This window comes from Streptomyces pseudovenezuelae (assembly GCF_001513955.1).
Classification (GTDB): domain Bacteria; phylum Actinomycetota; class Actinomycetes; order Streptomycetales; family Streptomycetaceae; genus Streptomyces; species Streptomyces pseudovenezuelae.
In genome coordinates, this window is sequence record NZ_KQ948144.1 from 805913 (window position 1) to 817683 (window position 11771).

Annotated in this window: 12 protein-coding genes; 3 read left to right on the forward strand and 9 right to left on the reverse strand. The window is 73.0% G+C overall.

Going from position 1 to position 11771, the window contains the following annotated elements; translation table 11 throughout:
* Window position 1: 1 nt before the first annotated feature.
* Window positions 2–154, reverse strand: coding sequence for a hypothetical protein (locus AQI94_RS44525; RefSeq protein ID WP_158806257.1), 153 nt, complete (start codon window positions 152–154; stop codon window positions 2–4).
* Between the two features lie 204 nt (window positions 155–358).
* On the opposite strand from AQI94_RS44525, the gene AQI94_RS03445 reads away from it, so the two are divergent.
* Entirely contained in the window at window positions 359–1273 is a 915-nt protein-coding gene (locus tag AQI94_RS03445) for a DUF4231 domain-containing protein (RefSeq protein ID WP_051832217.1), read from the forward strand.
* Window positions 1274–1294: 21 nt separating this feature from the next.
* Here AQI94_RS03445 and AQI94_RS03450 read toward each other — a convergent pair whose 3' ends face one another.
* A complete protein-coding gene (locus AQI94_RS03450; protein WP_031045687.1) occupies window positions 1295–1795 on the reverse strand; it encodes a hypothetical protein in 501 nt (166 codons plus the stop codon).
* 151 nt (window positions 1796–1946) lie between these two features.
* Complete coding sequence (locus AQI94_RS45460; protein WP_225890146.1) at window positions 1947–2498, reverse strand: hypothetical protein; 552 nt, start codon at window positions 2496–2498, stop codon at window positions 1947–1949.
* 554 nt (window positions 2499–3052) lie between these two features.
* Here AQI94_RS45460 and AQI94_RS03460 point away from each other — a divergent pair.
* A complete protein-coding gene (locus tag AQI94_RS03460) occupies window positions 3053–3682 on the forward strand; it encodes a ScbR family autoregulator-binding transcription factor (RefSeq protein ID WP_031045689.1) in 630 nt (209 codons plus the stop codon).
* Between the two features lie 20 nt (window positions 3683–3702).
* Here AQI94_RS03460 and AQI94_RS03465 read toward each other — a convergent pair whose 3' ends face one another.
* From AQI94_RS03465 to AQI94_RS03480, 4 genes are all read right to left on the reverse strand, one after another.
* On the reverse strand, window positions 3703–4740 hold the full coding sequence (locus AQI94_RS03465) for a rod shape-determining protein (RefSeq protein WP_031045692.1): 1038 nt from the start codon (window positions 4738–4740) through the stop codon (window positions 3703–3705).
* A 216-nt stretch (window positions 4741–4956) separates the two neighbouring features.
* Window positions 4957–6330, reverse strand: coding sequence for a carboxyl transferase domain-containing protein (locus AQI94_RS03470; protein ID WP_062229575.1), 1374 nt, complete (start codon window positions 6328–6330; stop codon window positions 4957–4959).
* Complete coding sequence (locus tag AQI94_RS03475) at window positions 6323–7774, reverse strand: acyl-CoA synthetase (protein WP_031051422.1); 1452 nt, start codon at window positions 7772–7774, stop codon at window positions 6323–6325. The genes AQI94_RS03470 and AQI94_RS03475 overlap by 8 nt, the downstream gene beginning before the upstream one ends.
* A 36-nt stretch (window positions 7775–7810) precedes the next feature.
* Entirely contained in the window at window positions 7811–9181 is a 1371-nt protein-coding gene (locus AQI94_RS03480) for an SLC13 family permease (protein ID WP_031051420.1), read from the reverse strand.
* A gap of 210 nt (window positions 9182–9391) precedes the next feature.
* On the opposite strand from AQI94_RS03480, the gene AQI94_RS03485 reads away from it, so the two are divergent.
* Window positions 9392–10099, forward strand: coding sequence for a FadR/GntR family transcriptional regulator (locus tag AQI94_RS03485; protein WP_031051418.1), 708 nt, complete (start codon window positions 9392–9394; stop codon window positions 10097–10099).
* Window positions 10100–10129: 30 nt separating this feature from the next.
* Here the strand turns inward: AQI94_RS03485 and AQI94_RS03490 are convergent, their stop codons facing one another.
* Window positions 10130–11002, reverse strand: coding sequence for an ATP-grasp domain-containing protein (locus tag AQI94_RS03490; RefSeq protein WP_031051416.1), 873 nt, complete (start codon window positions 11000–11002; stop codon window positions 10130–10132).
* A 154-nt stretch (window positions 11003–11156) separates the two neighbouring features.
* Window positions 11157–11753: a hypothetical protein gene (locus AQI94_RS03495; protein WP_031051413.1), complete on the reverse strand. Its 597-nt coding sequence runs from the start codon at window positions 11751–11753 to the stop codon at window positions 11157–11159.
* Between the last annotated feature and the right edge of the window lie 18 nt (window positions 11754–11771).

The window sequence follows — 11771 nt, forward strand, 5'->3', positions numbered from 1 at the left end:
CCTACAGAGAGGAGTTGAACCCTGCCTGGTCTCCCGTGACCCGGTCGGCGGCCTTGGTCGTGGCAGGGGAACCGATCGCACCGAGCGGGGTGTGCTGTCCGTGCGGGGCGGAGCCGGCGGCCGTCGTGTGTTCCGTGACCGTCTGAGCCTTCATCTGTCTGATGTCTCCTTCCGTGGGGACCGGCGTGTCCCCGGCCCAAGGAGGCCAGAGGCCCGGTGTCGGAAAACGAACCATGAGACAGAGACAACCCGGTTTTAGGCGGACGATACCGCAGCCGAAGGGTTCCTGAGCATGGCTGGGGGGCTCGTGCGCGCCCATACTCGAATGTCCGGGGGAGCTTGCTGTCGGGGGTGGACCATGAGGGTCGGTATTCCGGGGCCGGGGGTCACGTGGAAGGACGACGACCTCCCCCCACTCTTCCGCGTTAACGATCAACTCGCGATCGCCCATCAGAGTGAATCGTTCCGTGCCGTCCGCGCCCAGTTGGTCGTCCTGCTGGCGGCCACGACCGCGGCCATGCTGGCGGAACGCCTGGACAGCCATGTCCCGGCACTCCTGGCCGCGCTGCTGTACGCCCTGACCATCGCCATCGGTCTGCACACCACGCGCCGGCGTGCCCGCGCGCGCTGGCAGGCCCATCGGGCCGTCGCCGAGATGCTGAAGTCCCTGGCGTGGCAGTACATGGTGCACGGGGGTGTCTTTCACTCCCAAGTGGCCAACGCGGACGCGCTGTTCGCGGAGCGGGTCGAGGAACGGCTCAGGGAGATGCGCAAGGTGGGCTGGGAGGACTCCAGGAACGACGCCCACGCCCGCGGCGAGGGGCAGATCACGCCGGTGATGCGGCAGGTGCGGGCGAAGGCCTTCTCGGTGCGGCGGGACGTCTACCTGCGGGAGCGATTACTGGAGCAGCACGCCTGGTACCGACGGCGTGCCGCGCAGGCCCACCGCGCCTCCGTGCAGTGGTCGTCCGTGACCGCCGTACTGACCCTGCTGGCCCTGCTCGCCGCCGTGCTCAGGGCGGCCGGGCTGCTCGGCGGCTGGGACCTGACCGGCGTGCTCAGCGCGGCCGCCGCGGCCGGCGTGGCCTGGCAGGAGGTGCGCAGGCACCGGCCGCTGACCTACGCGCACTCGCTGGTCGAGCAGGATCTGGAGACCCTGAGGGTCGAGATGAGCACGACCGTGACCGAGGACCGGTGGGCCCTCGCGGTGGCGGAGGCGGAACGGCTGGTGTCGCCGCAGCACTCGGACTGGCTGGGACGATTCGGCAATTGACGGTCCATCAGAGATCGCGGGTCATGGCTGACGGCGTACGTCCGGCTCCCACAGCACGGTCACCGGAACCCCGGTCCTGCGCGCGTAGGCCACCACGTCGCCGGTGCCCCCGAGGCCCCGCGCGGGGCGGCCGTCCCACACCGCGATCAGGCGGTCGCAGTGGTCGACGATCCAGCGGCCCGCCGCGAAGTACGCCTCCTCGTGCGTCGGCTCGGGCGGCAGCTGGACGCGGTGCGCGCAGGCACGCAGGATCCTGCGGTACCCCGCGCGTGCCGCGTCGTCGTCGAGGTGGGCCTCGTAGTCCATGCCCGGGATCACCGCCGTCACCGGGACACCGCTGTTCAGGGCGATGTCCGCGAACAGCTGGTCGGCACCGGCCGCGAGACAGGTGAGGGCCTCCAGGGCGCCGCCGCCGAGGTGTCCGCGCATCCCGGCCCGCACGACCGGCAGCACCTGGCCCGGGATGGAACGGTGCCCCGTCACCCCGATCCGGGTGACGGTGGTGAGAGCCGGTCTGGTCACGGTGGGAGAGGTGCCGGCCTGTCGGGTCGTCGCGGTTCCGCTCGTCACGAGAGAGCCTCCCACAGCCGTCGGTGACTACAACCGTAACGCCGTCGGCGGGGAGCACACAGGGGCGCACCCGCTCACGCCCCGCTCGTCGGGCGAGGTCCGCTCAGCCCAGCCGCACTCGACTGCCGCTCCGCGCAGACGACTTGGCCGTGTCCAGCAGCCGGTGCACCCGGACGGCGGTCGTGAAGTCCGGGCCGAAGTCGTCGCCCGTGCGGATCGCGCGGGCCGGGTCCGTGTACACCTGGGCGGCATGGCTGACAGGGGAGGGGGTGCCCAGCAGTGGGCGGTGTGCGGCGGGGACGGTGAGCTGCCGGGCGGGGGAGCCGTCGGCCGGCGCATGGGTCAGGGTCGGGCGGGTGCCACCAGGGAGTCGTCCGGCGAGACCAGGACCAGCCAGCCCGCCCGTGCACCTCGATCCGCGGCGCCCGACTCCAACAGGCCGCCCCGCGCGATCTGGTCCGGCGAGGTCACCTCGGTCGGCTCGCTGGTCTCCTCCATGGTGATCCCGGTCGATCCGGGTCGCCAGGGCCGCCGAGATCTCGGTGAAGTCCCCCACGGCGTACTGGGACATGTCCAGCGAGTGCCCGCCCACCACGGCGAGGTGGTTGACGCCCTTGGCCGTGTCGAACAGGGCCGCGTGCCGCGTCGACCACACCTCGGGCGTGGCGAGGCGTGGCGAGCGAGTACAGCGGGGACGCCGACAGCACATCGATCAGTGCCTGCGCCGGCACCTCCCGCAGCAGCCGTCGTTCGCGGTGGTGCCGGCTCTGCAGCCCCACCGCGTGCCGTACGACCGCCGCCCGCGTGGCCGACTGACCTGGTCACCCTCGTGGTCCAGCTCCTCCCCTCCCGGGACGGACCGGTGGGACGTCCGGGGCCGGCGGCAGGGTGCGGGCGTCGGTGTACGACTTCTGCGCGCCCCACGCCGCGGCCGCCGCCCGCGCCGACGCGGAGGTCGTGCCGGTGACCGCCGTGACCTGAAAGTCGTTTAGCGCCCGCGGTGCCGGGAGATGGATGTTGCGACCCCATCCCCGCTCGGCATGCGCGCCCACGACCCCCACCCGGATCCTGTCCGCCATCTGAACTCACCCCGATGGCCGCGGAGTTTGCCCGGCCCGTCGGGAAAGTGCCAGTCGGTAGGTTTCTTTGTGGATCGGGAAGGCACACTGATCCACACAGCTCGTCGTGACACAGGCAGGGGTGGGTCGCATGGTCCAGCAGGAACACGCGGAGGTCACCCGGTCGGCCATCCTCGACGGGGCGGCCCGCGTCTTCGACGCCGAGGGCTACCACGGGACGTCGCTCGGGGACATCGTCAAGGAGGCCGGGGTGACCAAGGGCGCGCTGTACTTCCACTTCGGCTCGAAGGAGGAGCTCGCCCAGGCCCTCGTCGACGAGCAGTTCTCCGCCCTGGAGTCGGTCACGGAGACGGGCAGACCCGGGGTGCAGACCGTCATCGACATCGTGCACTCGATGGCCCGGCGGCTGGTGGCGGACGTCCGGGTGCGGGCCGGCATCCGCCTGGTCATCGACCAGAGCTCCAAGTCGGGCATCGTCAGTGAGCCGTACACCCGGTGGATCGAGCTCTTCCGGGAGTGCCTCGTCCAGGCCCAGCGGCGCGGGGACGTCAAGGCGGACCTTGACCCCAAACGGGTGGCCCGGCTGGTCGTCGGCTCCTGGACCGGACTGCAGCTCAGCTCCCAGGTCCTCAGCGGGCGGGCCGATCTGACCGAGGAGACCACCCTCATGTGGGAGATGCTGCTGCCGAGCATCGTGCCGCCGCGCCGGCTGGAACGCTTCCACCCCGAGGGCACGGCCCGGGTGCCCGAGATGGTCTGAGCGGGCCCCGGGGGCGCCCCTCAGGTGGCCAGCGGGTCCAGGGACAGCGGCTCGATCCGGCCCTCCAGCATGTACCCCAGTCCCTGTACGGCGCAGACGTCGGGCCGTTCCGCGATGTGCACCGGCATCCCGGTGGCGTGCCGCAGCATCTGGTCGAGCCCGGGGAGCAGCGCGGAACCGCCGACCATCATGATCCCGCGGTCGGCGAGGTCGGCCACGAGGTCGGGCGGGCAGTTGCGCAGCACCCGGCCGATGCCGTCGAGCACGGCGGTCAGCGGGGTCTCGATCGCGTCCCGTACGGCGGCGGTGTCGACCTGCACGGAACGGGCCAGTCCGGTGGCGACGTCCCGTCCGTGGATCTCGGTGGAGGCGGGACCCTGCGAGGTGAGGCCGTTGCCGGAGAGGGCGAGCTGGAGCGGCCGTACGGACTGACTGGGCAGCATCAGCTCGTGCTCGTGACGCAGGTGCTGGACGATCGCGTGATCGACGGCCTCGCCGCCGACCGGGATGCGCTCGGCGGTCACGATCGACCCGAGGGAGAGCACGGCGACCTGGGTGGCGGCGGCCCCGCACACCATGATCATGGTGGCCTCGGCGCGCTCGACGGGCAGTCCGCAGCCGACGGCGGCCGCGATGAGGGTGTCCACGAGCTCCACGCGCCGCGCCCCGAGTCCCACGAGGGTCTCGATCGCCGCGCGCTGGGCCAGTGGGTCGGCGTCGTGCGGAGTGCAGGCGGCGGCCCGCAGCCGGGGCTTGCGGCGCAGGTTGCGACGGATCTTGTCGCCGAGCAGATGGCGCAGCATGCGCTGGGCCATCTCGATGTCGACGACGGTGCCGCCGGAGACGGGCCGCACGACACGGATGTAGTCGGGGGTGCGCCCCGTCATCTTCTCGGCGAACTCGCCGACCGCGATCAGCGCGCCGGTACGGGTGTTCACGGCGGCGGCCGACGGCTGGTCGACGACGAGCCCGGCCCCCTTCACGTACACCCGCGTCCTCGCCGCGCCCAGGTCGACGGCGAAGTGGCAGCGGCGCAGCTGCTCCAGACTGGCGGTCATGGAGGTCCTCCCGAGAGCACAGACCGTGGGCCGCGCCGGGTGGCGGGCTTAGTGGCATCGTGCGGGGGTGGGGGAGGGCGCGCCTTTCTTAGGGGGCCGGGCGGGGTGCCGCTGAATGGGGGTTTTGTGGCTTATGCCCTAAATAAGCTCCCCGTAAGGTCGGGTGAGTCAGGGTCAGGGGGTCCCGTGGGCGGTCCCCTTCCCCGGGAGGCGTGATCACCCCGATTCCCCGGTGGGCGTGATCACCCCGAGCTCCACCAGGTCCTGCGGCCGGATCCGCAGCTGGTCCGCCGTCGGCTCGACCTCCCGCGGCGCCCGCTTCAGGATCGCCGCCGCCAGTTCCGGCGCGATCACGGAGAAGTAGCTGTCCGGTGTGGCGTACGTGCGCCCGGGCGCCGCCAGGGCCAACGCCCCGCCGGAGCCGCCCTCGCCGATGAGGAGGGAGGTGATCGGGGTGCGCGCGGAGGCGACCGCGGTGAACAGGTCGGCGATCGCCGCGCCCACGCCCTGGCGCTCGGCCTCCGCGTCATTGGCCGCGCCCGGGGTGTCCACCAGCGTGAGCACCGGGATGCCGAGGCGGTCCGCGAGACGGATCAGCCGGGTGGCGGTGCGATAGCCGGCGGGGCGGGTCGCCGTGCCGGTCTGGGCGGCGTACGCGACGGTACGGCCCCCGTGCTCGCCGAAGCCGCACAGCATGCCCGGGTCGGTGCCTCCGCAGCGGTCGCCGGAGACGGCCGCGCGGTGGGTGAAGTAGGCGTCCAGGTAGGCCCGTGCGCGCGGCCGCTCGGGCGAACGGGCGCGGCGGACCGCGTCCCACCCGGTGGCGGGCAGGTCGGTCGCGCCGAGCGGGGCCGGGACGGGGGCGGGCGCCGCGTCGGGGGTACGGCCGTCCGTGGGCAGGTCGCCGGACCCGCCCGACGGCCTCGCCAGCAACCGCAGCCACCTCCCCAGCGTCTCCCGCAGCTCCCGCGGCCGTACGACCGCGTCCGCCGCACCCGCCGCCACCTGCGCCTCGGCCGTGTAGGCCGCCGGGTCCGCGTCCGCGGGCCGCACCCGGGAGCCCGCGAAGCCGACCTGGGCGCCCGCGAGGGCGAGGACCACGTCGGCGCCCGCGCCCAGGGTGGCCCAGCCGCCGCCCGTGGTGGGATCGCGCAGCACGGCGATCTGGGGCAGGCCCGCCGCCCTGGTGAGCGCCGACTGACGCGCCACACGCTGCAGTTGGGTCAGGGCGAGCATGCCCTCCTGCATACGGCTGCCCCCGGTGGCCACCAACGGGACGACCGGCAGCCGGTGTTCGCGGGCATACGTGTACGCCGCCTCCAGACGGTCCCCGGTGCGTTCGCCCAGCGAGCCGCCGAGAAAGCCGAACTCGAAGGCGATCAGGACGGCCCGGGTGCCCTCGACCCGCGCGGTGCCGCAGACGACCGACTCCCGCTCGCCGGTGCGCTCGGCGGCGCGGGCGCACGAGGCGTCGTAACCCTGCCAGGCGAGCGGTCCGTCCGGCTTCGACTGCCGTTCGGGGTACGGGATTTCGCGGAAGTCGTCGGCGAGCAGCGCGACCATCTCGCGTGCGGATTGGCGCTCAGTCATGCAGTGCCCGCTTCATGATCTTCCCCATGTCGTTGCGGGGGAGGGCGGCGAGGTGGTGGACGACCCTGGGGCGCTTGTGCGGGGCCAGGCGGCGCGCCACGTGGTCCGCCAGATCCTCCAGCGACGGGGGCGACTGGGGGTCCGCCGGGACGACCCACGCCACGATCCGCTCGCCCAGGTCCGGGTCCGGCTCCCCGGTCACCGCCGCCTCCCGCACCCCCGGGTGCTCCAGCAGCGCGTTCTCGATCTCGCCAGCCCCGATCTTGTAACCGCCGCTCTTGATCAGGTCGGTCGCCTTCCGGCCGACGATCCGGACGTACCCGTCCCCGTCCCGCACCGCCATGTCCCCGGTACGGAACCAGCCGTCCGCCGTGAACGCGGCCGCCGTCGCGTCCGGCCGGTTGAGGTACTCGGTGAACAGGTTCGGGCCGCGCACCTGGATCTCGCCCACCGTCTCGCCGTCGTACGACGTGATCGGCGACCCGTCCTCCTCCACCAGCCGCAGCTCCACGCCCGGCAGCGGTACGCCCACGGTCCCGGCGCGCGGCTCGCCGTCCGCGCGCACACTGGTGTTCATGAGGGTCTCCGTCATGCCGTAGCGCTCCACCACCCGCCGGCCGGTCGCGGCCGCGATGCGCTCGTGGTCGTGCACGGGCAGTGCCGCCGAACCGGAGACGAGGAGCCGGGCCCCGGCCAGGGACTTCACCAACTCCGGTTCTCCGGACAGGGTTTCGGCGATGCGGTGGTACATCGTGGGGACGCCGAAGAGCATGGTCGCGCCGTCGTTCAGCTCCCGGGCCACACCGTCCGTGCTGAAACGGCCCAGGTGACGGACCGAGCCGCCACGGCGGAGCGGGCCGAGGATGCCCAGCACCAGGCCGTGCACATGGAAGAGGGGCAGGCCGTGCACGAGGACGTCCTCCGACGTCCACTGCCAGGCGTCCGCGAGGGCGTCCAGGGTGGTGGCGACCGCCCGGCGGGGGATCACCGCGCCCTTCGGGGGGCCCGTCGTGCCGGAGGTGTAGACGACCAGAGCGGGGTCGCCGTCCCGCGCCGGGCTCGCAGGGGAGGGGCCGCCGGTGCCCTGCACATCGATGTCGATGTCGATACGCTCCAAAGCGGCTACCGCGGAGGGGAGTTCGGTACCGGGCGCGGTGAGCAGCAGGCCCGGCGCGCTGTCCTGCAGGATGTGCCCGAGCTCCTTCTCGCCGGACTTCGGGTTGAGCGGCACCGCGGCGACACCGGCCTCCAGGGCCGCCACCACGGCCACCGCGGTCTCCAGTTCCGGCGTCGCCCACACGGCCACGCGGTCGTACCGTGCGAGACGGGCCGCCAGGGCGCCGGTCGCGGCGGCGAGTTGCGCGTAGGTGAGTGAGCGGTCACCGAACCGCAGGGCGGGACGGTCCGCCGTGGCGCCCCTGAGGGCCGGGAAGAGAGAGGTCACGCTTCACCACTCCTAATCTGTTGTCGCCTGTCGGTCCTACCCGAACCCCGGCACGACCATCACCAGCCACACCACCGCGGGCACCACCGCGACCACGATGCCCCCGTAGATCATCAACTGCCGGAAGAAACGCTCGCGGTCCACGTCCGGCGCCGCGGCCAGCACCAGCGCCCCGTTCGTGGAGAACGGACTCACGTCCACCACCGTCGCCGACACCGCCAGCGCCGCCACCATCCCGACCGCGCCGATCTCGCCCTGCGCGAGGAACGGCACGGCGAGCGGGATCAGCGCGCCCATGATCCCCACGGAGGAGGCGAACGCGGAGACGATCGCGCCGATATAGCACAGCAGTACGGCGGCCAGCAGCGGGACACCGATGCCGCCGACGCCCTCACCGGCCCACTTGATGGTGCCCATCTGGTCCAGCACGCCGACGTAGGTGAGGACACCGCAGATCAGCAGCACCGTGGTCCAGGCGATCTGCCCGACCGCCGTTCGGCTGTCCTGCGGCCAGGCGGCGCTCAGGATCACCGCGAGGGTGATCGAGGTGAGCCCGGCGTCGAGGTCGAAGACGAGGACGGCGACGACCAGGGCGACCAGGGCGGTGAGCGTCGCGACCCGGGCGGGGGTGAGGCGGGTGGTGTCGGGGGTCTCGGGACGGGCGGCCACCGCGGTGCCGGAGCGGGCGGTGCCGGAGGAGGGAGCCGTGCCGGTGCCGGTGCCGGTGCCGTCGGCCGGTGCGTCATGCCGGTCCGGGGTGCCGGTGGCGCCATGCGCCTCGTCCAACGGCACCGCCCCCTGCGCCCACAGCTTCAGCCCGCCGAACAGCACGAACATCACGCCCGCGATGACGAGGTTGACGATGAGCGAGGCCAGGAAGAGGAACACGGCGTTGCCCGGCAGGTGTTCGCGCTCGACGATGCCGTTGACGATCGTGCCGTAGATGCTGATCGGCGAGAAGCCGCCGCCCTGGGCGCCGTGCACCACCATCGCGCCCATCAGCAACGGGCTGATCCCGTACCGCGCCGCGAAGCTCAGCGCGATCGGCGCGACGATCGCGACCGCGGCCGGGCTGACCGCGCCGATCGCCGTCAGCGCGCCGGTGAGCGCGAACATCACCCACGGGATCAGCGCCACCCGGCCGCGCACGAGCCGGATGGACGCGTGGACCAGCCAGTCCGTGGTGCCGTTGGCCCGCGCGATGGCGAACAGGTACGTCACGCCGACCAGGACGACGAACAGGTCGCCGGGGAAGCCGGCGAAGATGCCGTCCGCGTCGAGGTCGGCGACCAGCTCGCCCACAGCGAAGGCGGCGGCGAAGGCGAGGGCGCCCATGTTGACGGAACGGGTGGTGGCGATGACGAACACCACGACCAGGACGAGGATCGAGATGAGTTCGGGGGACATACGGGCTCCCGTCGTTGGGCCCCGGAGCGGTTGGGTGGATGAGTGGCTTACTGGCTGATTGGCTCAGCCACTCAGCCAATGGGGGGGATGGCTGGTTAGCGTGGTGCTGGGCGTGCGGAACGTCAAGAGTGCGCGCAGAATTGGCTCAGCCACTTTGCCAATTGACCGCCTATGGGGGTGTTACTCTCCCGACGAACGAGAGGGGGACCCGTGACCGACGCCCTGCGCCCCATGACCAAGCCACGCCTCTACGAGCAGGTGCTGGACCGGCTGCGCCAGTACGTCGCCGAGGCCGGGCTCCGGGCCGGCGACCGGATCCCGCCCGAACGTGACCTGGCCACCCGCCTCGGCGTCAGCCGGGCCTCCGTGAAGCAGGCCATCGTCGTGCTGGAGGTCCAGGGCCTGGTCGAGGCACGGCACGGCGGCGGGACGTATCTCGTGCGCGACAGCCTCGACGTCGAGCCCGTCGAGAAGATGGTCGAGCGGCGCCGGCGCCTGCCCGACGTCCTCGACGCCCGCGAGGCCCTGGAGACCAAGCTCGCCGAACTGGCCGCCGAGCGCCGCACCGACGAGGACCTGGTCGCGATGCGCACGGCCCTCGCCAGGATGGCCGGCGAGATCGAGGACGGCGGCCATGGCGTCGAGGGCGACCGCCTGTTCCACGCGGCGGTCACCGCGGCCGCGCACAGCGGCCTGCTCGCGGAGTTCATGCGCTCCATCGCCGACCAGATCGCCGAGAGCCGCACCGAGTCCCTGCGCCAGCCGCACCGCCCCGAGCGCTCCCTCGCCCAGCACCGGGCGATCCTCGACGCGATCGCCCTCCAGCGCCCGGGCCAGGCGGCCACGGCGATGCGCCGCCATGTCCGTACCGTGGCGAAGGTGCGGCTGCTGGACTGGGATCCGGAGGACGACGTGTAGCGGGCCCGCGCGGGCCCCGAAGCCGGCGACCTACCGCCCGGCGGCCGCCAGCACCGCCTCCACCACCGGCCGCAGCGAGCCCGGGTGCAGGAACAGGAAGAGGTTCGGCTCGACCAGCTCCAGTTCCATGACCCGCGGCTGCCCGTCCTCCCCGTCGACGAGGTCCACGCGCGCGTACAGCAGCTCCGGCGCGTCCGGTACGGCGGCCAGGGCGCGCTCGGCGACGGCGTGTTCGGCCTCGGTCGGCGTCCAGGGCTCCAGGCCGGGGTGGGCGACCTTCGCCGCGTCGAAGGCCGTACCGGGAGCGAGGACGGCCCGCTTGCGGCTGGCGTGCAGCAGCCGGCCCCCGAAGAACTGCAGCGCCCGCTCGCCGGCCGCGTCGATGCCCCGCATGTACGGCTGCACCATCGCGGTCAGCCCCTCCGCGTGCATGCGCTCCAGCTGCCGTACCGCGCTCTCGTGCTGCCCCGGCGTGTACCGCGCCGCGTAGCGCGCGCCCGCCCCGGACGTGGGTTTGACGACGTACTCCTGGTCGTCGGGCAGGTCGGCCGGGTCGCCGGGCGCGAGATAGCGGGTCGGCACCACCGGGACGCCCGCCTCCGCGAGTTCCCCGAGGTAGCGCTTGTCGGTGTTCCAGCGCACGACCTCCGCCGGATTGGCCAGCCGCGTCACCTTGGCGCACCGCTCCGCCCAGGCCACGAACTCGGCCGCCCGCCAGCTGTAGTCCCAGGTGGACCGGATGAGGACCAGGTCGTACCCGGCCCAGTCGACGTCCCCGTCGTCCCAGAACACCGTCTGCGCGTCGGCCCCGGCCTCCCGCAGCGCCGCCGCCAGCACGGGCAGGTCGGCGTCCTTGCTGGGCTCGGGCCGGGGGTCGTAGGTGACGAGGGCGATTCGGGGCACGGCGGGTTCCTTTCCCATACGGCTCGACCGGCAGGCTAACCACGGCGGACGCAACCGCGGCAACCGCTTTACCTGGGCGGGGGCGGCCTGAGCTGTCCGACGGTGTCCAGAGCGGGGCCGTCAGAGCCGTGGTCCGCGACGCGGCGCCGGGTCGTCAGCGCACGGTCAGTCTCTGCAGCAGCCCCCAGGTGAACTCGGCCACCACCTCCCGTCGTACGCCCGCCTCGTCCGGGGCCGTGAGGGCCAGGCCCCAGCGGGTCGGGGCGGTGCCCTCCAGGGGGCGGGCCGGGGGGAAGGCCCGGGCCGCCTCGTCGACCGTGCAGGACCAGGGGGTGAGGTCGGCGAGGGTGCGCAGGCCGGGGCCACTGGCGCCCGGGGCGCGGATCAGCCACTCGTTCCAGACCGCGCCGGTCGGGGCCAGGAGGACCTCGAAGCGCAGGTCGGGCCAGAGCGGGACGGGCCAGAGCCAGGCCTCGCACTCCAGGTCGCCCACCGTGCGGGTCAGCACGGTCCCGGGGGCGCCGAGGACCGAGCGGTACCGGGACGCGGCGGCGCGGGCCCGCGGGGAGCGGACCATCGCCTGCCAGCGTTTGTTGGCCTCGCGCATGTCCGCGATCGAGGCGCCCAGGGTGTGTCGGGCGCCCTCCACCAGGTCGGGGTTGTGGTCGGCCATGCGGCGCAGCAGGACCAGCTGGAAGTCGTGGACGGTGAAGGGGCTAGCCGGGGGCTTTCCGGAGGGCATGGTCCCCATCGTCCCCCACCGTCGCTT